This is a genomic window from Nostoc sp. DSM 114161 (assembly GCF_052692665.1).
The window spans coordinates 6,799,531-6,822,295 of sequence record NZ_CP195141.1; the positions used below are offsets into that span (position 1 = coordinate 6,799,531).

General features: G+C 42.0%; 16 protein-coding genes. 7 read left to right on the forward strand and 9 right to left on the reverse strand.

The window, feature by feature from the left end; genetic code table 11:
- Window positions 1-2 precede the first annotated feature (2 nt).
- Together lnt and gyrA are read right to left on the reverse strand one after the other, a co-directional pair.
- Window positions 3-1,688 (reverse strand): apolipoprotein N-acyltransferase, encoded by a 1,686-nt coding sequence (lnt, locus tag NSTC745_RS28575; RefSeq protein ID WP_445634008.1) that lies wholly within the window; start codon window positions 1,686-1,688, stop codon window positions 3-5.
- Window positions 1,669-4,257, reverse strand: a complete 2,589-nt coding sequence (gene gyrA / locus NSTC745_RS28580; RefSeq protein WP_445634009.1) for a DNA topoisomerase (ATP-hydrolyzing) subunit A — start codon at window positions 4,255-4,257, stop codon at window positions 1,669-1,671. Before gyrA ends, lnt begins: the two co-directional genes overlap by 20 nt.
- A gap of 455 nt (window positions 4,258-4,712) precedes the next feature.
- Between gyrA and NSTC745_RS28585 the strand changes: the two genes are divergently transcribed.
- The gene (locus tag NSTC745_RS28585) at window positions 4,713-4,913 is read left to right on the forward strand and encodes a hypothetical protein (RefSeq protein ID WP_445634010.1); all 201 of its coding nucleotides are present in this window, start codon (window positions 4,713-4,715) and stop codon (window positions 4,911-4,913) included.
- A 483-nt stretch (window positions 4,914-5,396) separates the two neighbouring features.
- Here NSTC745_RS28585 and NSTC745_RS28590 read toward each other — a convergent pair whose 3' ends face one another.
- The 4 genes from NSTC745_RS28590 to NSTC745_RS28605 all read right to left on the reverse strand — a co-directional run bounded on the left by NSTC745_RS28590 (window position 5,397) and on the right by NSTC745_RS28605 (window position 10,337).
- The gene (locus NSTC745_RS28590; RefSeq protein WP_445634011.1) at window positions 5,397-6,269 is read right to left on the reverse strand and encodes an S-methyl-5'-thioadenosine phosphorylase; all 873 of its coding nucleotides are present in this window, start codon (window positions 6,267-6,269) and stop codon (window positions 5,397-5,399) included.
- 114 nt (window positions 6,270-6,383) lie between these two features.
- Entirely contained in the window at window positions 6,384-7,205 is an 822-nt protein-coding gene (locus NSTC745_RS28595) for an ABC transporter permease (protein WP_445634012.1), read from the reverse strand.
- 224 nt (window positions 7,206-7,429) lie between these two features.
- Window positions 7,430-8,197 (reverse strand): ABC transporter ATP-binding protein, encoded by a 768-nt coding sequence (locus tag NSTC745_RS28600; protein ID WP_445634013.1) that lies wholly within the window; start codon window positions 8,195-8,197, stop codon window positions 7,430-7,432.
- Window positions 8,198-8,231: 34 nt separating this feature from the next.
- Complete coding sequence (locus NSTC745_RS28605; RefSeq protein WP_445634014.1) at window positions 8,232-10,337, reverse strand: acylase; 2,106 nt, start codon at window positions 10,335-10,337, stop codon at window positions 8,232-8,234.
- Window positions 10,338-10,760: 423 nt separating this feature from the next.
- Here NSTC745_RS28605 and NSTC745_RS28610 point away from each other — a divergent pair, with 423 nt between their 5' ends.
- From NSTC745_RS28610 to NSTC745_RS28630, 5 genes are all read left to right on the forward strand, one after another.
- Window positions 10,761-11,792 (forward strand): FecCD family ABC transporter permease, encoded by a 1,032-nt coding sequence (locus tag NSTC745_RS28610; RefSeq protein WP_445634015.1) that lies wholly within the window; start codon window positions 10,761-10,763, stop codon window positions 11,790-11,792.
- Complete coding sequence (locus NSTC745_RS28615; protein WP_445634016.1) at window positions 11,789-12,829, forward strand: FecCD family ABC transporter permease; 1,041 nt, start codon at window positions 11,789-11,791, stop codon at window positions 12,827-12,829. Before NSTC745_RS28610 ends, NSTC745_RS28615 begins: the two co-directional genes overlap by 4 nt.
- Window positions 12,830-12,905: 76 nt before the next feature.
- Complete coding sequence (locus tag NSTC745_RS28620; RefSeq protein WP_445634017.1) at window positions 12,906-13,715, forward strand: ABC transporter ATP-binding protein; 810 nt, start codon at window positions 12,906-12,908, stop codon at window positions 13,713-13,715.
- A gap of 107 nt (window positions 13,716-13,822) precedes the next feature.
- Window positions 13,823-15,538 (forward strand): ABC transporter ATP-binding protein, encoded by a 1,716-nt coding sequence (locus NSTC745_RS28625; protein ID WP_445634018.1) that lies wholly within the window; start codon window positions 13,823-13,825, stop codon window positions 15,536-15,538.
- Window positions 15,539-15,628: 90 nt separating this feature from the next.
- Window positions 15,629-16,477, forward strand: coding sequence for an Rpn family recombination-promoting nuclease/putative transposase (locus NSTC745_RS28630; RefSeq protein WP_445634019.1), 849 nt, complete (start codon window positions 15,629-15,631; stop codon window positions 16,475-16,477).
- 12 nt (window positions 16,478-16,489) lie between these two features.
- Here the strand turns inward: NSTC745_RS28630 and NSTC745_RS28635 are convergent, their stop codons facing one another.
- The 3 genes from NSTC745_RS28635 to NSTC745_RS28645 form a co-directional block, all read right to left on the reverse strand.
- Window positions 16,490-16,867 (reverse strand): DUF1636 family protein, encoded by a 378-nt coding sequence (locus NSTC745_RS28635; protein ID WP_445634020.1) that lies wholly within the window; start codon window positions 16,865-16,867, stop codon window positions 16,490-16,492.
- Between the two features lie 4 nt (window positions 16,868-16,871).
- Complete coding sequence (locus tag NSTC745_RS28640; protein ID WP_445634021.1) at window positions 16,872-17,822, reverse strand: ABC transporter substrate-binding protein; 951 nt, start codon at window positions 17,820-17,822, stop codon at window positions 16,872-16,874.
- 147 nt (window positions 17,823-17,969) lie between these two features.
- Window positions 17,970-20,855, reverse strand: coding sequence for a TonB-dependent siderophore receptor (locus NSTC745_RS28645; RefSeq protein WP_445634022.1), 2,886 nt, complete (start codon window positions 20,853-20,855; stop codon window positions 17,970-17,972).
- Between the two features lie 862 nt (window positions 20,856-21,717).
- On the opposite strand from NSTC745_RS28645, the gene NSTC745_RS28650 reads away from it, so the two are divergent.
- On the forward strand, window positions 21,718-22,644 hold the full coding sequence (locus tag NSTC745_RS28650; RefSeq protein ID WP_445634023.1) for a cupin-like domain-containing protein: 927 nt from the start codon (window positions 21,718-21,720) through the stop codon (window positions 22,642-22,644).
- Window positions 22,645-22,765: the final 121 nt, after the last annotated feature.

A 22,765-nucleotide genomic window follows, 5' to 3' on the forward strand; every position in this document is an offset into this window, starting at 1 on the left:
TTTTACCTCTTTTGAAATAGCCAAAGTCCTCCAGAGGATATTAACAACAAAGGTGTCAACCAATCACCCCAGCGCACATATAAAGTCTTTGTTTGCCGCCGATAAATTGTTTCGGCATGAGTTTCGTAAGTATTATATCCAGATATCCACAAAGTCCTCCCGTGAGGATCGACAAAGGCTGAATATCCTGTATTAGTTGCTCGTGCTGACCATCTATCAGTTTCGATCGCCCGCATGATATCCTGTGCGTGATGCTGGAACGGCATAGACGGACTGTAATGAGCATCGTTAGAAGAACTGAGAATAAATTCCCCACCCGCCGCAGCTTGATAGCGAAATTGTTCGGGAAAAGCAGATTCATAACATATACTAGCGATCGCTCTACCAAAAGGAGTGTCAAATACCTGTTTTGCTGCACCCGCAACTTGGTGTGCATCCAAAGGCGACAACCGTTGAACTATTGGCCCTAAGATTTCTTCAAAGGGAATATATTCTCCCAAAGGTACTAATTTCGCTTTGTCGTAGCGGCTGACAATTTCACCTCGATTGTTAAAAGTAAACAAGCTAATTGTATAGCTGCGCCCTGTTTCCCCAAAAGCGCCAATCCAAGCGACTACGCCTTTTTCCTTCACTGCTGCTACCAAAGCAGTTGCCATCAAGTTACGCTGGAAAACAGGTAAAGCCCCCTCTGCGGTAAGCACTGCATCGACACCTTGATTTGCTAAAGCTATATAGCCATTAGTGTAGTTTTCTTCAGCCCGACGAAACCCTTCGGAACTCCGCAAAAGTCGGTTAGGAATATTACCTTGAACAATCCCGACTTTCAACGCTGCTTCTGGTGGTTGGGCGATGGGACGGCTGTATAAGATAAAACCTATTAAGTGTAAGCTAATTAATAACCCGACGCTAGTAGCTAAGTATTTATTAACGAACCGCACAGACACAGAGAAGCCAGTGCGTTGGGCGGGTTCCCCGACTTGTTCGCTCTTAGCGTTCCCGAAGGGTAGCAACTGGCGCGACGCAGAGAGAATTTTCTCTGTGCCCTCTGCGCCTCTGCGGTTCGTCCATCCTTCAGCAATCAACCCATTCACAGCGACTATTGCCGCAGTCACAGTATTAGGCCCAGATATCTGTCCGAGGTGTACAATTACGAGATTATGCGGGCTTTGCGTGTAAGCAATAGAACTCCACCACAGAGGCCCAGCACTCCACAGACTCTCTAACCCACACCACACCGCTGTACCAATTACTACGCGCAGCCAAGATTTCTGCTCCCCCAAGCGAAGCATCACAGCCGCCCAAATACTAACCAGTATCCCTCCCAAGACACTGATGAATCCCCAACAAAAAAGTGCGATCGCCAAACTCGGCCACCAAGGAACGCCTAACCAAGTCATGGGATGAATTCCCATAATCCACGAAAGGGCGATACCGTGATAAGCGATACCCCACAAGAAGGCAGGGGAAGCAGGGGGGGATTGGTTTTTGGATTTAGAAGAAGTAACAACTAACACCCACAAGGGGGCTAGGGCAATCCAAGCCAGGAACCATGCGCCGACGGGGGCAACGGTCACCCCCATCAAAACGCCACTGCCTAAGCCAATCAACCAAGGAGGTAAGGAGGTTATATGCCCTTGCCTCCCCTGCTTCCTTTGCTCCCCCTGCTTTTTACTCTGCTTCTTCTGCATCACCACTATCAGGTGGAACTACTGCTACTCCAGTAATAGCGTCGTCTTCATCTAAACGCTGCACTCTTACCCCAGTTGCCGATCGCGATTGTATGGAAATTGCATTTACCGCTTGCCGAATGATAATACCGCGATTGGTGACCATCATAATTTCGTCATCATCGTTGTTCACAATGCGTAACGTTGCTAATTGGTCTTTGGTTTTGCGGTTTTTGAATTTGGTTGCCATTAAACCCTGTCCGGCACGGTTTTGCAGGCGGAATTGGGCGACTGGGACGCGCTTACCATATCCTCCCATTGTAATTACCAACACCCAAGGGCCGACACTGCCATTGCCTGGTACTTCTGCTGACTCTTCATTGATTTCGATTTCTTCGGTTTCAATTTCTTCAACTTCGGCTTCTGTACTGGTATCCAAAGTCTCAAGAATTGCCGCAGGCAGAATATCCATACCCACCAATTCGTCTTTGTTTTTCAACTTCATGGCTTTCACCCCACGAGTCGCCCTACCTAAAGGACGTAGTTGTTCGTGGTTACACCGGAAGTGAATCGCCATTCCATGACGAGAACCAATAATCACGCTGTCTTCTACTCTGGCGCGTCGTACCCAACGGAGTTGGTCGCCTTCTTCTAAGGAAATAGCAATCAAGCCATTGGCGCGAATGTTATTAAAAGCTGCCAATTCGGTTTTCTTGATATTACCGCCTTTGGTGAGCATCACCAAATATTCCTCGTTGCTAAATTCGTCAACGGGGACGATGGAGGTAATTTTCTCTTCCTTGGGAATCGGTAGCATTTGGACGATGGGCGTACCGCGACTGGTGCGGGAACCCACGGGAATTTGATAGGCTTTCAGGCAGTAAACTACGCCGCGTTCGCTAAAAAATAAAACGCTGTCGTGGTCGCAGCAAGTTAAGAAATGCTCGACGGTATCATCATCTTTCACCTTGGCTGCCGCTTTGCCTCTGGTGGCACGGCTTTGGGCTTCAAAGGTGTTAACGGGCATCCGTTTAATGTAGCCTTGCTCTGTCAGTAAAATTACGGCTTTTTCGTTGGCAATTAAGTCGCGTTCGTCTATTTCGCCTTCCCCTGGTAAAATTACCGTGCGCCGGGGTGTGGCAAACTTAGTTTTCAGTTCGGTAACTTCGGTTTCAATGATTTCCAACACCCTCTGCCGTCGTGCCAAAATATCTTGCAAGTCGGCAATCTTGGCTTGTAATTCTTCGTGTTCCAGACGAATTTTGTCTGCTTCTAAGGCAGTCAACCGCCGTAATTGCATTTGCAAGATGGCATCGGCTTGCACTTCCGAAAGTCCGTAAGTCGCGATCAACTCGCCTTTGGCTGTGGGTGCATCCGGCGCATGGCGAATCAAATTAATAATCGCATCTAAGTGGGACAGGGCAATCAATAACCCTTGTAAAATGTGGTCGCGTTCCTCGGCTTTTCGCAGTTCGTAGCGAGTGCGTCTGGCAATGGATTCGATGCGGAAATCCAAGAAGACGGTTAAGAACTGCTTGAGGGTGAGTACTAGGGGTTCGCTGTTCACCAACGCCAGCATGTTGGCGCCGAAGTTAGCTTGCAGTGGCGTTTGCTTGTAGAGATTATTCAAAACGACGCGGGGATAAGCATCGCGCTTGAGTTCGATGACAATCCGCATCCCGTCGCGATCGCTTTCATCTCGGATATCTGCGATGCCCTCTAACCGCTTTTCGTTCACCATTTCGGCGATTTTTTCAATTAGCGCCGCTTTGTTGGTTTGATAGGGCAATTCGGTGATGATGATTGCTTCTCGATCTGGGCGTCCCCGCTGTTCCACCGTTTCAATTGTCGCAACGCCACGCATGGTAATCGAACCGCGCCCGGTGGTGTAAGCTTCTCGAATGGCAGCTGTACCCAAAATTTGGGCCCCTGTGGGAAAGTCGGGGCCGTGGACATAATGCATTAATTCCAGATCGGTGATTTCTGGATTGTGAATCAGTGCCACCAAGCCGTCAATTAATTCGCCCAAATTATGCGGCGGAATGTTCGTTGCCATACCCACGGCAATCCCAGAGGAACCGTTGAGCAGCAATTGGGGAATCCGGGCTGGGAGTACTGTCGGTTCTTGCTGGGAACCGTCGAAGTTATCCGCAAAGTCTACGGTTTCTGATTCGATGTCATGCAATAAGCCAGCAGTAGTTAAAGCTTGCAAGCGACATTCTGTATATCGCATTGCCGCTGGGGGATCGTTGTCCACCGAACCGAAGTTACCATGCCCGTCTACCAAAGGCGATCGCATGGAAAAATCCTGCGCCATCCGCACCAAAGCATCATACACAGCCGTGTCACCGTGGGGGTGATATTTACCCAACACTTCCCCCACCACACGGGCACATTTCTTAAACGGGCGATCGTGCAGCAGACCTAGCTCGTGCATTGCGTAGAGAATGCGACGATGCACAGGTTTTAGACCATCCCTCGCATCTGGCAGCGCCCGACCCACTATCACGCTCATGGCGTATTCCAGATAAGACTGCGACATTTCGTTTCGCAAGTCTGTCGGGATAATCCTCTCCTGTGAGGTTGTCATAACCTAAAAATCTCCAAAAATCGTAGATTTTAGCTTTTTTACTCGACACAGCGCAAAATTATTCTAAATTGCTCTTGAATAATTGCCATAATCTGATATAATTCTAGCATGTGTTGTCTATTCCTGCCCGAATAGCTCATTCAAGTATCAAATCAAAAATATAGTAAATAAGTATACTTACTAAAAATAAATGCCTGAAACAGAAGGCTATAGATCAAGAGTGAAATTCAGTAAATTAACTGAATTTAAATATATTTGTGTCAAATAAGTTACTAATTTGAATCAGTTGAATTCTTTACAGAAATTACTTAATTTCTAATGTTATTAATTAGACTTTATTATTGAAAATATCCTCTGAATTGCCAATTAGTATAAATAGCAATTTAAGTCCCAAGGTAGTGTATGCCTTGCAACTAAAAAATTTAAGCTTGGCGTATGAGTTCGGGGAAATAACCATGAATAAGGAAACAGTTCCTAGTCAAGCTGAAAAGACGAATCCAGAAGGCGATCGCTCACAATTAAGTCCGGAGGTACTTGACAAAATCAAACACCCTCCCAAAATGGACGATGTGATTCGCGAGCAATCGCCCGAAGAACGCAAAGGTAACCCAGCTTTAGTACCGGAAATGTTAGAGCAGCCAATCGACGAATTATAGCAGGCAATAGGCAACAGAATTGAAAGTCCTTTGGTGTCAAGGTTTTATCATCAGTTTATGTTCTAAACTATGCCTCGACTGCCATAACTTAAACTTCTTCCAAATCGAAAACTAGAGTTTTTCAAGAGGGAACAGGGAAGGGATTTTGAAAAAACTAGGGGTTTCAAAGTAGACGTGGTTTAATTACCTAATTTTCTATAATTTTTTCGATTTGGTACCCAATCCCTAATCCCCAGTCCCTTACTAAGTAAGCGGACACAATTATTTAGAAGACGCATTTCGACCCTTCTCTACGAGAGGCGTCGCCAACGGCAAGCTCAGGGCATCGCTGCGCTCAATGCTCGAACCTTGAGAAAATGAGGGTTGAGTTTCGACTACGCGGTAATCGAGCGTTCGCGTAGCGTCTCGTAGAGAAGTCGAGATTCAACTTCCGCGAAGTCGAAACCCGGCAACCTCAAGTTAGGTTTAATTTAGTTCTTCTACTTACAAATACTTCTGCAACAATAACCCTAACTTTTCTTTCGTTGCTGCTGGTGCTTTATCTAATTGAGTCAAAATCGCATATTTCAAAGCCGAATGTGCTTCACTTGGTGGTGGATTTTCACTTAATCGCCGCACAGTTTCTTGAATCACCTTTTGAGCGTTCACCGCATTCCGCAGCAAATTGCCAATTACCATTTCCACTGTCACGCTGTCATGGTCTGGATGCCAACAATCGTAATCTGTCACCAACGCCAAAGTTGCATAAGCAATTTCCGCTTCCCTAGCTAACTTCGCCTCTGGTAAATTCGTCATCCCAATGATTGTTGCACCCCAACTGCGGTAAAGATTTGATTCTGCCTTTGTGGAAAAAGCTGGCCCTTCCATGCATACATAAGTACCACCGCGATGGAGAGTGACTTCTGGTAAATTGAGAGAAGCGATCGCATCTGCTAACACAGCAGCCAAATTCTTACAAATCGGATCGCCAAAGGCAATGTGAGCCACAATTCCTTCACCGAAAAACGTTGAAATGCGATTTTTTGTTCTGTCAATAAACTGATCTGGCACCACCATATCTAATGGTTTCGCCTCTGCTTTCAACGAACCCACAGCACTAGCAGAAATTAAATACTCCACACCCAATTGCTTCATCGCATAGATATTAGCGCGAAACGGTAACTCAGAAGGTAAAAGCGTGTGATTGCGACCATGCCGCGCCAAAAAAGCTACCCGCGTCCCATCCAAAGTTCCTAGAATCAAAGCATCAGATGGCGAACCAAAGGGAGTCTGAACTTGCACTTCTTCAATATCTTTGAGCGCATCCATTTTATACAGACCGCTACCACCGATAATTCCGATACTAGCTTGAGGCATGATACTGAACCTTTTCCTTGCTGATCTGCTAAGTTATTTTACAAGATAGACAAAGAGGTAATTATATAAGCTTCAAGCAACGACCATTCTGACTTCTGACTCCTGAATTCTCTTTCACCCTTTTACTTTTGCCTTCTTTGGTGATTTCTGAATTAACGGAGCTGTCAACTGATGATTGCGATTAAACAGAGCAAAGAAAGCTAGGATAATAACGCCGATGATGGCGATCGCTGTCCCTGATGCCTGTGCAAAAATAATCACAATCTGGTAGCGTATGGCATCAGTAGGATTTGCCCCTGCAAGAATTTGACCAGTCATCATTCCTGGTAAACTCACCAGTCCCATCACCATCATTGAATTAATAGTCGGAATCATTCCTGTTCTCAAGGCTTCTTTGATAGTTTGATGCGCGGCTTCCCAACGGGTTGCACCTAGACTCAGTAGCGCCTCTATTTCGCCGCGACGATTGGTCAAGTCTTCCATAAACCGATCTAAACTCAAGGATGTACCCGTGAGCGCATTACCTAACACCATACCCAAAAAGGGAATGAGATATTGAGGTTCGTACCAGGGTTGTACGCGCAAAATACCGCTAACTACTATCCCCGTGACTAAAAACGAACCACTCAAAAGCGAAATAAAATTATTCCAATAAATACTAGTAAATCGTCTACGCGTGCGATTAACGCTGGATATACCAGCGATAACGGTCATGCCCAAAGCTAAAAGTATAATTAACACAGGGTTGCTGAGAGTGAACACCCACTGCAATATGTATCCCACCATTAACAGCTGCACTGCCATCCTTAAGGAAGCTATTACTAGACTTTGTTCAAGCCCCAACCGCAGACCAAAAGAAAGCCCCACATTGATCAGAATAAACAAAGTTGCTAAAGACAATTGTCCATAACTAATCTGGATATACTTGGTTTCCATCACTTTCTTCCCTTTAACAAAGCAGTAATATTCAGTTGGGTATTCTGTATGACTCGCTAACGCTACACTATCAGTGGCGCGTCAATTTCCTACTTCATTAGGTGATTTCTAGCGAAGAAAATACCAATGCTGACGAGTTTCGACTCCGCTCAACTCTCGACTATGAAGTTGGTTGAGCGGAGTCGAAACCAACGGCCGGGGTAAATTCATTAATGGAATTCACCTTAAATTCTGAATTCTGACTTCTGACTTCTGACTTCTGAATTCTCTTTTAAGGTAATTTGACGGTTGGTAATGCGTTCCAATTGGTTAGGGTCATGGCTTGTCCACAGATATGAACGTTGTGAGTGTTCGTGTTGCCAAGCTGTAACTAAAGCCTCTAAACTTTGGGCAGTTCCAGCATCTAGCGAGGCAGTCGGTTCATCTAGTAGCAGTATCGAAGGTGAAAGTTGCAAAGCTCTCAAAAAAGCGACTATCTGCGCTTCTCCACCAGAAAGAGCGCTAACCGGACGCTGCAAAAAGTCAGGTGTTTTATGCAAAAGATGTAGATAATCTAAAATCAACTCGCGGTTGTAAATTAGATGGCGGTGAACAGCTAATCGATAAACTTGCTGGAGATTTTCCTCCACAGTTCCTTCCCAAAGGGCTGGGCGTTGTTGCAAATAAATAATTTGGGAACGATAGCTGGGCATAAAGTGAGAATTTATCGCCTGTCCCTGAAAAATAATTTGTCCTGCTTGTACGGGATCGAGACCAGCTAATGCTCGTAGAAGTAAGCTTTTACCAGAGCCAGAAGCACCTATCACCGCTACTCGCTCCCCTGGAAATACTTGAAAGCTAAGGTGACTCCAAATCCAGCGTTGTTCAACTATTCGCCCTAAGTCTTGTACCGAAAGAATAGGGTTTTGAGTCAGTCGATCTTTCATGATTTGAAAATGGGGAGTGGGGAGATGGGGAGATGGGGAGATGGGGAGATGGGGAGAATAATTCATAACCAATGCCCAATGCCCCATACCCCGACATGACTTAGAATACTTTTCGTCCTTCTAGATGGGCTAGGATATCAGAGCGATCGCGCCACACAGGACGCAATTTTTTCTTGGCGAACATGTTTAACTGGTCGCCAATATGCGGCGATCCCGGTTGAGTTGCATTGCCGTAGCTGGTGAGTGCCATTGCTCGTACAGGGTTAGAAAATTCAACAGCAGCAATATAGGAATCGCCAAGTTCGGATTTAAACTTCCCATCTGACTCCGGTGAAAAATAGAGGCTTCGGAAGATCCCAAGGGGATCTGCACCACCATTGCCAGGTAAATCGATATTGCCATAACGCAGCCGAAAAACATCTCCCCAAGGCAAATCTATAGTTCCATACGTCTTTTCTATTTCCGCTGCTACCGCTTCGAGTGTTGTAACTGCACTTTCTGGATTAGCTAAACCATCGGGTGTGGTACGTGGGGAATTTTCACTCCAAGGTTTACTAAATGTCTTATCTAAGTCCAGCTTTTGAACCCAAAAGGCAAATAGTACCGCCCCTCGACTATCTGCATTGGCTTGTCGATCCCAGGTTTCTAGAACATTAGCTGCTTTTTGCCCCAAATCTTTACCGTACTTGCGGGCAGCAGGAATTAAATCATCCAAAAGGCGATCGGCCATTTCCATCCGGGTCGAGTGCTTGTATGCAATCATTTCATCAAAAGAGATTTTGTCATCTTCAGCCAACATCTTTACAGAACGTTGCGAACGGAAATCCATGAAACGAGGTGCCATATAAGCCGGGTAATCGTCTGCTTTAATCGCAGTTGGGAAGGTAGTTGTCCAAGGTGGATCGTTAGTATTTTGCAACCAACCGCTTTTAGGATCGACTATGCGCGGTAAATCTTGATATGGATGGATTTTTGTCCATAAAGTTTTAGATGTATCGCCAGGAATGATACCTTGCCAATATGCAAAATCTCCTTGTTGACGTATCGGCACTTGACCGTTGAATAGGTGCATAATATGTCCTTCTCTATCGGCATACATGACTGTAAACATCGATAGTTGCAGGCGTTTGAGTGCGGTTTCAAATTGGTTGAGGTTCTTTGCTCGTGCCATATCCCACCACTGTTGGAGTACACCTGGTCGGTCAAGACCGGCAACTCTCAGTGCTATGGCTTTACCATCTTTCTCAACTACCACAGGCCCGTGGATGGAACTCTTGACTACTAATGGTTGTTGTTGCAAAGAGCCATCTTTCTGCTTCACCTTCAAAGGCAGGGTTTTGGAAAGGAATTTGCGAACTGTGCCATCAAAGAGGTAGCCATTATTTGCCAGTTTAAGTTCATACAAATCCCAACCATCGTATGTGTTAACGGTGTGAGTCCAACCTAAATTGTTGTTGAAAGCGATCGCCAATACGGGAATACCCACAAGTGTCGCTCCATAAGCATCAATTCCCGGTGTGGTTATTTGGGCTTCGTACCACAAAAATAAATCCGACCAAGGTAGATGGGGGTTGGCTAGCAACATTGCTTTCCCACTTGCAGAATGGGAAGGTGCGATCGCCCAACCATTAGATCCTGCTTGCAACTTTTTTTTGCTCAAATCGAATACCGGGCCGGGATCGACCACAAAGGTGAAATTGAGTACCCGATGTAAGTGAGCCATGACATCTTCGCCGTTGACTGGTAGGACTACCTCAACGCGATCGTCAATCGAGTTTCGATTTTGAGAAGCATAAGCATTGATCCCAGCGGCAAAAGCATCTAGATACTTGCGAAAACTTGGGTTCTGTGCTTGATACCAAGCACGAGAGCGTTCTGGTACTCCCATACTCAGCACCCAACGATCTGAGTCTAGATATTCTTCACCCCAGTATTCGGCCGCACGCCCCCGTGCTTGACCATAAAGACGCAAAAGCAAATCTCCATGACTTTGCATTTGCGCCCAACCAAAGGCATAAAAGGCACTTTGGTCATTTTTACCGTAGATATGCGGTATACCATAGGTATCCCATAATATCTCTGTCGATTTGGTTGGTGTAGCTATAGTTTGGCTACCAATAAATAAAACCAGTATCAGGCTGAGTATTAAGGGTAAAACTCGTATTGATTTTCTTCTGTAACTTTTTGGTAAAATATCAAACCTCATTAACACCACCATGTGTTAGGTATAAAGTCTATTTCAGGGATTGGCCATTGGGCATTTGTCTCCCGCGCTTCCTCTGCCCCTTTGCCCCCACTACGTTTTTCCAGTTAGATTTAGGTTCATCTAAACAATACCAGTTTGTTGAGAAAATATATCAAAACTTTCTGAGCATATTTTTTAGTTTGAAAAATGGTGTAATCTTTGCATGATAATGTAATCTATATATTTATCAAGAAAGATTATCAATTTAATGATTAGAAAGCTGCTAAATATTGAGAGGCGGAATTTAGAGACTTTTTCATCTAGTGCAGTTCGCTGTAGGGACTTTACAGTTGTAAAGCTCCTACAGAGGTTTTAATTAGCCGAAAATAGCTGTAAAAAACACATAACCAGCAAAGCGTAATATTTTCAACTGACAGCAGGATAATGATCAAAGCCACTATAGTGTCACTGAAAGGATTGAAAAAGCGGCAAATGTCGGGCTTTTTTGGTCTGGTTTTGGGACTTTTGATGTTGCTAATTTGCTTGGTGTGCAGTGTGGCGCTGGGTGTAGCAGAAATACCTCTAGATCGGGTTTTGTCATCTTTTACAGTCTTTGATGGTGACTACGATCGCTTAATTATTCAGACTGTGAGATTACCGCGATCGCTCGTTGCTATTCTTGTAGGATCTTCCTTGGCAGTCTCCGGAGCGTTAATGCAAGGTTTAACACGCAACCCTTTAGCAGATCCAGGGATTTTGGGTATTGAGTCGGGTGCAGCAGTAGCGGTGGTTGTGGCGACTTTTGTATTTGGTAGTGCATCCCAAGATGTGTACGCGATTGTGGCATTTCTAGGAGCAGCAGCCACAGCAATATTAGTTTACTTCCTCGGTTCTTTAGGACGGGGAGGAGCCACTCCGTTAAATTTGACGGTAGCAGGTGCAGCTTTAACTGCTCTGATCTCTTCTGTCACCACAGGTACTCTAATTGTCAGCCAACGCACCCTAGAAGAAATTAGATTTTGGTTAGCTGGTTCGCTATCTGGCCGCGATGTGGATATGTTTTTCCAAGCATTGCCCTTCGTCCTCATTGGATTAATCATAGCTTTTGCCCTTGGCAGACAAATTACTACCATGAGTTTGGGTGAAGACGTAGCTAAAGGGTTAGGTCAACAAACAGTCTGGGTCAAGATTATGACTGCTATCAGCGTAGTTTTACTGGCTGGAAGTTCCGTTGCCTTGGCAGGGCCAATCGGTTTTATTGGTTTAGTCGTTCCCCATATAGTCAGATTTTATATTAAAGCCGATTACCGTTGGATATTACCTCATTGTGCAGTTTTGGGGGCTATTTTACTTTTGATTGCAGATATTGGCGCTCGTGTGTTGCTCAAACCACAGGAGTTACCTGTAGGTGTGATGACAGCACTTGTTGGGGCGCCCTTTTTTGTTTACCTAGCTAAGTCAAAGGTGAAAAAATGAAAGTTGATTGGCTAGTCATTCGTTCCCAGGCGATATCCTTTCGTATAGATCGGCGCGTACCAATCATAGTGCTATGTTTGGCAGTAGCGATCGCACTGGCAATGGTGATGAATTTAGGGCGGGGTGAATATCCAATTGCACCTGGAGATATCGTGAAAACTTTATTGAGTTTAGATACGGGAAACCCAGACCATACATTCGTGATTTACGATTTGCGTCTACCCCGCACCCTTGTAGCTTTGATGGTGGGGGCGGCGCTGGCAATTTCTGGCACTATCTTTCAAGGATTGACACGCAATCCGTTGGCAGATCCCAGTATTATTGGCATTAATGCTGGGGCGAGTCTAGCGGCAGTTAGCGTAATTGTCTTATTTCCAGCAGCACCAATTTACACCTTGCCACTATCGGCTTTTACTGGTGCTTTGCTGATGGCTATTTTAATTTATTCCCTGGCTTGGAATAACGGGAGTTCGCCGATTCTATTAATTTTGATGGGTATTGGGTTATCTGCGATCGCCAGTGCCATAACCAGCTTAATGATTACCTTTGGCGAAATTTATAACGTTAACAATGCTTTGGTATGGTTAGCTGGAAGTGTTTATGGACGCACTTGGGAGCAAGTATTTTCTTTATTACCTTGGTTGGTTATTTTTATCCCAATGGCTTTGACATCGGCAAGACATTTAAACGCTCTCAACTTGGGAGATGATGTTGCTAAAAGTTTAGGTAGTCGAGTGGAATGGCAACGTGGTTTACTCGTGCTGGTGGGGGTAGCCTTAGCCGGTGCAGGAGTCGCCACCGCCGGCAATATTGGTTTTGTGGGTTTAATTGCGCCCCATTTAGGACGACAGTTAGTAGGTAGCACCCATGAAGCCTTGATTCCTACTTCCGCACTTTTAGGGGGAGTAATTGTTGTCATGGCAGACTTCTTAGGTAGAACGTTGTTTGCACCTATCGAACTTCCTTGTGGAGTAGTAACCGCTGCCATTGGCGCTCCTTATTTTCTGTATTTATTAATTTGTAATCGGAAGAAATAAAAGGATATTTTATTAACTAAAACCCAGGTTTTTATAAATCTAAAATCTAAAATCTAAAATCCAAAATGGTTTTATTATGAAAGGGTTGTCAACTAAAAGTCTGTCTTTAGCTTATGATGGTGCTACGATTATCCGTGACTTAAATTTGGCAATTCCCGGCGGACAAATTAGTGCTTTAGTTGGTGCTAATGGTTGTGGTAAATCAACTTTGTTAAGAGGCTTGGCAAGATTACTCAAACCCCGTGACGGTATAGTATATCTTGATGGAACTTCTATTTTGAATCTTTCTACCAAAGAAGTAGCACAACAGTTGGGTATTTTGCCCCAAGGGCCAGTAGCACCTGAAGGGTTAACAGTACGAGATTTAGTAGCACAAGGACGTTATCCTTATCAAAATTGGTTACAACAATGGTCGGCAAAAGATGAAAAAATTGTACAACAGGCGCTAGAAATTACAGATTTATTGAAGTTGGCAGATAGAGCATTAGATACTTTGTCTGGCGGACAACGACAAAGAGCTTGGATTGCTATGGCGCTGGCCCAAGATACAGATATTTTACTTTTAGATGAACCGACTACTTTTTTGGATTTGGCGCACCAGATAGAAATTTTAGATTTATTGTACGATTTGAACCAAACTCAAGGACGAACAATTGTAATGGTGTTGCACGATCTAAATCAGGCATGTCGTTACGCTGATTATTTAGTTGCTGTGAAAAATGGTCGAATTTTTGCTGCTGGCGAACCAAAGTTAGTGATGACAAAAGAAATGGTTCTGGAGGTTTTTGGATTGGAGTGCCGTATTATTCTCGATCCGGTTGTGGAAACTCCTATGTGTGTACCAATAGGACGCAAAGGAAAAATAAATCATCAGCGAATCGGATAAAATATTTAATTACAAAAAACAAACCAGTCGTGAAAAGAGTATCTCAAAAGTCTAAAAAGCCAAGTTATCCTCTAAAACGTTTGCTCAATTATGGCAGCCAATACCGCATGCAAATTTGGCAGGCAACATTATTTAGTATCATTAATACAATTTTAGATTTAGCACCGCCGTGGTTAATTGGTGTTGCGGTGGATATTCTCGTAGAACAGCAAAATTCTTTCATTGCCAAATTAGGTGTCAAAGATATAATCTGGCAGTTTTTCTTGCTTTCGGTTGCCACGATCGCTATCTGGATATTAGAATCAGCTTCTGAGTACGCATATACTAGACTTTGGCGTAATTTAGCCCAAAATATCCAGCATGATTTACGGGTAGATACTTATAACCACGTACAAAAATTAGATTCAGCTTACTTTGAAGAAAGTACTATTGGCGGTTTGATGTCAATTTTGAATGATGATATCAACAGATTGGAAGATTTCTTGGATTTTGTAGCTAGTGAAATTATCCAAATTATCACTTCAGTTCTGATTCTAACTTGTGGTGCTTTCTGGATTTTACCAGCTTCGATTACCTTGGGAACATTGTTGCCCATGCCTTTTATTCTTTGGGGTTCCTTTACTTATCAAAAGCTGTTAGAAGAGCGTTACGCCGAAGTGCGAGAAAGAGTAGGTTTTCTGAATTCAAGATTGGAAAATAATCTGAGTGGAATTACCACAATTAAAAGTTTCACTGCTGAAGCTTATGAAAGTGCGAGATTTGCTGGAGAAAGCGAAGCATATAGGAAAAGTAACACCAAAGCAATTAAACTTTCTGCCGCATTTACTCCTTTAATTAGAATGCTAATTTTAGTAGGGTTTACAGCCCTATTATTTTGGGGAGGACTGGCAACATATAGTGGAAAGATATCTATTGGTAATTACAGTGTTTTACTGGTTTTAGTACAAAGATTGTTGTGGCCATTGGTAACATTAGGAGAAATATTTGACAAATATCAAAGGTCAATGGCTTCTACGAATCGCATCATGGATTTATTAGATACTCCCATTAATATCATTCCCGGAAAAAAATCTTTACCTGTTGAACAAGCACGTGGTGAAATTGATTTCAAAGAAGTCACTTTTGCCTATGCGGATAGAGAGCCAATAATTAAAAACTTATCTTTACATATACCCGCAGGTAAAACCATCGCCATTGTTGGTTCTACAGGTTCTGGTAAAAGTACTTTAGTAAAATTATTACTGCGATTGTATGAAATTGCTGCTGGAAGAATCACTATTGATGGTATTGATATCCAAGAATTAAATTTAGATGATTTGCGTCGCAGTATTGGCTTGGTAAGTCAGGATGTATTTTTATTTCATGGTACCGTTGCTGAAAATATCGCCTATGGTACTTTTGATGCTAGAGATGAAGAAATAATTGCTGCTGGAAAAATTGCCGAAGCCCATGATTTTATTATGCGGCTACCCCAAGGTTATGAAACAATAGTCGGGGAGCGAGGACAAAAATTATCTGGCGGACAACGCCAAAGAATTGCGATCGCTAGGGCTGTTTTGAAAAATCCACCAATTCTAATTTTAGATGAAGCCACATCAGCGGTGGATAATGAAACTGAAGCTGCTATTCAGCGTTCTTTAGAACGAATTACTGAGAATCGAACTACAATTGCGATCGCTCATCGTCTTTCCACTATCCGCAATGCCGATTGCATTTATGTAATGGAATATGGAAAGTTGATTGAGTCGGGAACCCATGAAGAATTGCTGAATAAAAATGGAATTTACACTGGTTTATGGCAAGTGCAATCGGGTGTGAAATGATTTAGTTGAAGAAGAATACAGAATTCAGAATTCAGAATTGGTTAAAACTCGACCCACAAAAGGATAGAGTTTTAATAAAGAATAATATTTATGCGGCGAGACTCCATTTTTTATAAACTTTTTCAGCAATACCCTACTTTGCTATTTGAACTCTTGACAAATCCACCGACAAATGCGGATACTTATAGATTTGATTCGGTAGCTGTCAAAGAACCCAAATTTGAAATTGATGGGGTATTTTTACCACCAGAAAACGAAGGTGTAGGAGTTGTATATTTCTGTGAAGTACAGTTTCAGAAAGATGAAGAACTTTACGAAAGAGTATTTGCAGAGTCTTCGTTATATTTCTATCGCAATCGTGATAGATTCAGCGATTGGGAAGCAGTGATAATTTATCCATCTCGGAGTGTTGAACAAAGTGATACTAATCCCCATCGTTCATTGCTCAATGGTGGACAAGTGCATCGGGTGTATTTGGATGAATTGGGTGATATTCGCCAATTACCTCTATGGGTAGCATTGATGGTGTTGACTACAGTAGAAGAAGAACAAGCACCACAAGAAGCTAGATATTTACTGGAGCGATCGCGCCAAGAACAACCTCAACCATCAACTGGCGTCATAATAGAGTTAGTCACGACGATAATGGTGTACAAGTTTGAACAATTAAGCCGAACAGAGGTAGAGTCTATGCTAGGAATCACGCTCAAGGAAACGAGGGTTTACCGCGAAATTAAGGAAGAAGGAAGACAAGAAGGACGAGAAGAAGAGGCTGCTAACTTGATTATCCGACTCTTGACTAAGCGGTTTGGAGAACTCCCCCAAGAAATGCGCTTCTCAATTTCTGGTTTATCTTTACCTGTTTTAGAAAATTTAAGTGAGGCATTGTTAGATTTTACCAGCTTGGCTGATTTACAAGCTTGGTTAATAGCAAAATAAATGAAATTCTAGCTATGACTTTACAGATGGAATTTGCGCGAAAATAGCAGATTGTAAAACTTGCGGAAGCTGTTCCCAAACTACAGCACCTTTACGGCTTTTGATATACATTTGCATAAATTCTACTAAGCTTGCTGCACTTTCTTCTGGCGTCAAATCGACAAACAGATAGGTGGGTTTATCCTCGCTTGATACAGCTACGACACAGCCGCGATCGCAAGCCCACAAACAGCCAACTGACTGAATTTTAAGTTCATCATTGGGCAACTTGCTTATGCATAAACTTTTCAATTTATCAAGTAAGATATCGCCATCAAAAGGCGGATTATTTGGTTTTTCTTCAGATGAACGGTGACAAGATTTACATACAAATATAGTGTGTTTAGGCATAAAGTTAAGGAGTGTTGACAAGGTATTTGAATAAATCATCAATTACTGCATCAGTGGCAATAATATGCGTCGCAGACCATGATGTAATATTGACATGATAAACATGATTTTCTCGAACAGCTTTTAGCTGTTTCCAAAGAGGACTTTGTTGTTTTTTTTGCAGAAATTGATTTCCACCGTTGTCAAAGGTTGCCACAAATAAAATATCGCCATCAGCTTTTTTTAATTCCTCTAGGGAAATACCGACTGCTCCATAAGGTGACTCGATATTTTGTGAGGTTGGCCGCTGCAAATTAGCATCCTTCATAATCGAACCAACAAATGAGTTGTTGACATCAATTAATAGTTGATTACCATTAACATACATCAAAGATATTTTTTTGTTATGATAGCGACTTTTTAATGCTGATTTTAGCCTGTCTATTCGCCGATCGTAGCGATCCCAAAGTGCTTTTTCAGCTTCTTGCTTTCCTAATGCTTCAGCCACAAAACTCAGATGTTTTTGCCAGCGTGAATACTCAAGTTCGCCCAAAACTGTCGGAGCAATTTCAGACAATTGAGGATAAATTGACTTGAACCAATCTACACCGATAATCAAATCTGGTTTGAGTAATAATATTGCTTCTAAATTTGGTTTATCAAATCCAAGTAATTTTATGTCATCTATTTTATATGAGGATTTTAGAAAGTTTTCTTCCCGGTAATATTCATTCGTAGTGCCAATTGGTTTAACGCCAAGTGCCAGCACATTGCCTAAAGTAGACAAAGATAGAGTAACAATACGCTGGGGTTTATTGGGAACACAGGTTTCTCCCATTGTATGTTTAACTATGTGGCATTCGGCGGTTGACGAATGGGGAAGGTAAGATACAGTTTTAGGAACTTTATAGTTGCAAGCTGCAATCAGAATAAATCCTAAAATACCTAATATTAGCCAACAGAAAAATTTTCGCATTATTGCCTGCTTCATGTAACAGAACAGTATTGTAGAGTGCGTTACGAAGTTTGTAACGCACCATTTTTAAAGGTTTGGTGCGTTACGCGATCGCTAACACACCCTACATATCTGTGGATTACAACAGACTTTATCTAAAATTGACTATTAAAACCGCCATGATATGGTTCCTTGCACAGTAAATGGCTGTCCGTAGAAAACACGGCTAGGAGTAAGCGCACTTTCAAAATAGTCTACATCAAATAGATTTTTGAAGTTGAGGGCAACTCGGAATCTATCTCTGTTATAGAAAATAGTTGCATCAGTCCGGACATAACTAGGTAGCTCGTAACTATTGTCTAAATCTCCAGCACGTTCGCCTACAAAAAACAAGCCAATCCCCGCCCCTAAACCTTGCAATTTACCTTGTTGGATTTCGTAAGTTGTCCATAAGTTGAAAGAATGGTCAGGTGTATTTGGCAATCGATTTCCTGCAAAACTAATATCTTCAGTAATGCGTGCATCAATATAAGCGTAGCCTGCAAAAATATTCCATCCCGGCAAAATTTGACCTGCAATACTCAGTTCAATACCTTGGCTTTGTTGTTCCCCTGTTTGGATTTGAAAACCTGGATTAACGGGATCGTCTACCAACACATTAGTACGGGTCAAATCATAGAATGCTAGCGTTGCTGAAAGCTGATTGTTCAAATCTGCTTTAACCCCAACTTCATACTGACTAGCTCGTCCTGGGTCGAAAAGATTGTCAAAATTACTGAAAAAGATTGTGCCTCTTGCTGGTGTAAATGAAGTCGTATAGCTGGCATACAGCGAAATAGCGGGGATGGGTTGATACACAATCCCAAATCGAGGACTAAATGCACTATCTGACTGGCTCGTTTCTGTGCCTGCGGTGAAATCTTCAAATTTCTGATTGAAAGTATCAAACCGCACACCTAACAATAACTTCAAGTTATCTGTAAATGCAATTTGATCTTGAAGATAAAATCCTAATGAGTCCGTTAGTACTTTCTCTCTATCATCGGTGGTAAAAGGCTCACCTATCGGTTGACCATACACCGGGTTAAATATATCAATCGGTACAGCAGCAAAATCTACATATCTTGGCGTTCTACTACTAAACCGATTCCAATCGAGTCCAAATAGTAACTGATGTTGAATTGAACCTGTAAAGAATTTACCAACTACATTTGTTGTCAAAGTGTAGTCTTCATACTGAATATCATATTCTCGATAGAAACGATTGAAAGTTCGATTATCTTCATCCAAACTCGTGGGAAGCGTAATTTTGTCGTTGTAATTGCGGAAAGTTGCTCGAAAAGCATTGCGTAACAACCAGTTGTCGCTAAATTTGTGTTCTACTCGATATCCAAGCCTGGTAATTGTTTGTTTGATTTCATCTGAAGGTTCGCCGTAGTTGCGGTTGCGGGATACTTCCCCATTTGGGTTAGGTAAAACACTGCCAATGACGGGTACTCCAGATGCGTAAGAATCTCTTGTCTCAACGTATTCTCCCTCTACGTTCAGATTGGTTCTATCACCAATAGCCACACTGAAAACAGGCGAGATGCTCAGATTTTCACTATTTAAGAAATCGATAAAACTGCCGGAATTTCTGTAGGCTGCATTGAGACGATACAAGGCTGTTTTCGAGTCATTTAATGGCCCCGAAAAATCAAACGCACCTCGGTAGAAACTATAGCTACCAACGCTTGCATCAATACCATAAAAAGGCTCGCTTAGGGGTTGTTTAGTTATTAAGTTAATGCTTCCCCCCGGATCTGCTAAACCAAATAATACTGATGCTGGCCCTTTGAGGACTTCCACTCGCTCGATATTGGAAAGTTCAACAGCTTGTCCTGCTGAAGGATCGGGTAGTCCATCCCGAAGAAAACTGTTACCCGTTCTTTCATTGACCTCAAATCCGCGAATTGTATAGCTGGTCAATGCACGAGAAGTATTAAAACTTTGAACTACACCAGGAACATTTCTGAGCGCATCTTCTAAACGAGTAGCCTGCTGGTCGCGCAATACTTGTTGTGGTACAACCTGAATCGATTGGGGAATATCACGCAAAGGTGTATCGGTTTTCGTTCCAGTCGTGGCATCCGTTACCCGATAACTATCTGCCTCTCCTGTCACCACCAATTCAATCGGCTCATCTGATTGTGCTGTTGATTCCTCTGGTGGTGTCTGGTTTGCTGGCTCTTGTGCTTGTGGTGTTTCGGGCTGTTGCGGTGTCTGGTTTGCTGGCTCTTGTGCTTGTGGTGTTTCGGGCTGCTGTGGTGGCTGCTGTGCTGTTGCAGCAGCAGAAGTTATACCAAAAACCAGCCCTGCATTATCATCAAATAACTCAACCGTTGGTAAGGCATTCTCACCTATCACGGTCACGCGAACAGTATTCGCATCAAGATTCGTAGCCGTTATTTCAATAATTCCCGCAAGTGGTTTTTCGGAACGAAATATAAATGCATCGCCGTTAGGTAAACGCAACTGAGCATTAGGAATATCGGCAATAAAATTATTATCCGTACTGCGATTTGTAACTTGCAGTTGCTCTCCAAGAGGTGTTTCTAAAATTAGCTCCACACCAGTCTGCGTTGGATTTGCTTTCACTCCCGCGATCGGTACGACTCCATCCCCACTTGTTTGTTGTGGATTCGGAGGGTTAGTTGGTGTTGGTGACTGTACCAGCATTTGGGCGCTAGTAGCAGGAAGTTCAATTTCACTTAGCTGAGAAATATTTTTAGTTGTTTCATCCGACTTTGCTCGTTGTAGTGGACTTCCAAGCTCAAACTTTAAGAGTCGCGGTTTCCTGGTACTGGGGGCTGATATTTGAGATTTGCTAATGACAAATTGTTTATCTGTAACTGCAACCCTCTGCCTCCGATCTAATCTAGATTTCCATACCCTCTGGGTAGGAGATTCGCCTTGAACATCCTCTGGTACTTGCTTACCTTTAGCAGGAGTGCTTATAAAAACAACAACCGCACCTGTCAGCAACAGGCTTTGAAAAAATCTATCTAACTTCATTTATCCGCTTACACTCGATCGCACTACTTGAGGGCATCTGAAGACGCAATGACGAACTTTGAAAAAGATTGTCATTTAAATTAGTTGAATCATATTATGAAGTGATACCAGACACAAGATAATTCATAATCTTTTTTATTTAATTTCGATAACAATCAATAATTATTTTTAAACATTTATTTGCTTGATAGCTAAGCAAGCATAGTACTAGTAGTTAAAAATACTTCGATAGACAATACTTTAATAAGCCAAAATAACTTGTTTAATTAGCAAATTTTACGAAATAAGATGAAATTAAGCCTTGTTGTACAGTGGTGCATGGAGAGTTTAGACCGAGAGATTTCCATGCCCTAATTGTGGGCAAACAGCTTGTAATTCATTGTCATGAGGTGAAAGTGATGGTTTCTCTATTAAGATAAACTTTTCATAAATAAAAGTGATGTTATCTTTGAAATCAAAAAAAGATATCTATGATTGTACTCTTGCTAAAGCAACTCATTCTCGTTAGTGTAATCAAGGATAAATAAAAATTACTCGCAATAATCTAGATATTTATCCAGGTAAATCACTATTATTTAGCGTTGAGACAGTCTAAGTGGTTGCCTTAGTTAATTACAGCTGATTGCAAGTTAGTGAGGTTTAGTATTTTGGTCTGCAAGCCAGATAAACAGCCTTTTTTACTCCTGACTCCTGAATTGTGCTGAAGAATTAGATAAGCGATCGCGTCAAACAACTGCTCAATTATAAACATTAGATTTGACTGGTAGAAATGCCTTATTAGACACTAAGTCAAATCGTTCGTGAATGAAAAATCAACATTCATTGGAGATGAAAATAGGTATAAAACAACGTCAAACTTCCAGTGAAACCAAGTAAGGATGTTGGAGTTTTTATGAAAGTTCAGGTGAGGGAATCAATTTTAAGAATCAAAAATCCTACCGTAAAAAAATTTTCAGAGTTATGGAAACAATATCAGCCTTTTGTAATTGAAGATGTTGCTAAAGATTGGGACGCTTCTAAGAAGTGGTGTCATCAGTATCTAATCGAGCAATGTGGAAATAATCTTGTTCCCGTCCGTTTTTATCAACCAAAGTTTTGGCATAATTCTGATAACTATGCTTATGAAGATGGTTACGAACCTAAAAAAGAAATAAAATTTCATGAATATATTAACAACCACATAGAAAAAACAGTTCAGGAAAATAATTTAGAATGTTACTTATCTGAAGCATATTTTGAAGACCGATTTCCAGAACTTGTTCGAGATATAACCTATCCAGAATACTTCGATAGGAAAGCATTTGTTACATTCTGGTATGGTTTTTCAAGTAAAAATTTTTCTTCAACTACTAACCTTCACTTCGATCCGCTACATAACATTTTTGCTCAAATTCGAGGCAGAAAAAGAATACTTCTATATCCGCCTTCAGATTATTTGTCATTTTATCCGCCTCTTGATGGTACTTCTGGCGTAGGATTTAATAGTAAGGTAAATCCGGATCTCTCCAATTTAGAATTATTTCCCAAGTTTCCTCGACAAGATAAAATAGAAATTATCCTCAAACCGGGAGAAATACTCTACATACCTCCTTTTTGGTGGCATCATCTAACAGCGGTAGATGAAAACATATCATTATCATTTTGGTACGATCTGAAAATTGAAGATTTTTTCAGACAAAAAAATATGTTGTCAGTTTTTTTGAATATTGCGCCTCATTATATTTACTATGCAATTTCTTCAGGAAAATTCCTGGAATTTATGCGATTTTTGAAGACGATGTTTAATTGATTGTCTGATGAAAAAATAATATTGGCGAAATATAAAAGCTGACATTAATCGATGAGAAATTAGATAAGCGATCGCCTTGAAAGATTTGATTTATCAAAATGCTTGATGAGATACATATACA

Bases quoted from the DNA above. Each gene is read 5' to 3' on its own strand.
- NSTC745_RS28625 (WP_445634018.1), top strand. From the start codon at position 13,823: ATGCAAATTTGGCAGGCAACATTATTTAGTATCATTAATACAATTTTA.
- NSTC745_RS28640 (WP_445634021.1), bottom strand. From the start codon at position 17,822: ATGCGAAAATTTTTCTGTTGGCTAATATTAGGTATTTTAGGATTTATT.
- NSTC745_RS28615 (WP_445634016.1), top strand. From the start codon at position 11,789: ATGAAAGTTGATTGGCTAGTCATTCGTTCCCAGGCGATATCCTTTCGT.
- NSTC745_RS28630 (WP_445634019.1), top strand. From the start codon at position 15,629: ATGCGGCGAGACTCCATTTTTTATAAACTTTTTCAGCAATACCCTACT.
- lnt (WP_445634008.1), bottom strand. From the start codon at position 1,688: ATGCAGAAGAAGCAGAGTAAAAAGCAGGGGGAGCAAAGGAAGCAGGGG.
- NSTC745_RS28605 (WP_445634014.1), bottom strand. From the start codon at position 10,337: ATGAGGTTTGATATTTTACCAAAAAGTTACAGAAGAAAATCAATACGA.
- NSTC745_RS28620 (WP_445634017.1), top strand. From the start codon at position 12,906: ATGAAAGGGTTGTCAACTAAAAGTCTGTCTTTAGCTTATGATGGTGCT.
- NSTC745_RS28610 (WP_445634015.1), top strand. From the start codon at position 10,761: ATGATCAAAGCCACTATAGTGTCACTGAAAGGATTGAAAAAGCGGCAA.
- gyrA (WP_445634009.1), bottom strand. From the start codon at position 4,257: ATGACAACCTCACAGGAGAGGATTATCCCGACAGACTTGCGAAACGAA.
- NSTC745_RS28635 (WP_445634020.1), bottom strand. From the start codon at position 16,867: ATGCCTAAACACACTATATTTGTATGTAAATCTTGTCACCGTTCATCT.
- NSTC745_RS28585 (WP_445634010.1), top strand. From the start codon at position 4,713: ATGAATAAGGAAACAGTTCCTAGTCAAGCTGAAAAGACGAATCCAGAA.
- NSTC745_RS28645 (WP_445634022.1), bottom strand. From the start codon at position 20,855: ATGAAGTTAGATAGATTTTTTCAAAGCCTGTTGCTGACAGGTGCGGTT.
- NSTC745_RS28600 (WP_445634013.1), bottom strand. From the start codon at position 8,197: ATGAATTATTCTCCCCATCTCCCCATCTCCCCATCTCCCCATCTCCCC.
- NSTC745_RS28590 (WP_445634011.1), bottom strand. From the start codon at position 6,269: ATGCCTCAAGCTAGTATCGGAATTATCGGTGGTAGCGGTCTGTATAAA.
- NSTC745_RS28595 (WP_445634012.1), bottom strand. From the start codon at position 7,205: ATGGAAACCAAGTATATCCAGATTAGTTATGGACAATTGTCTTTAGCA.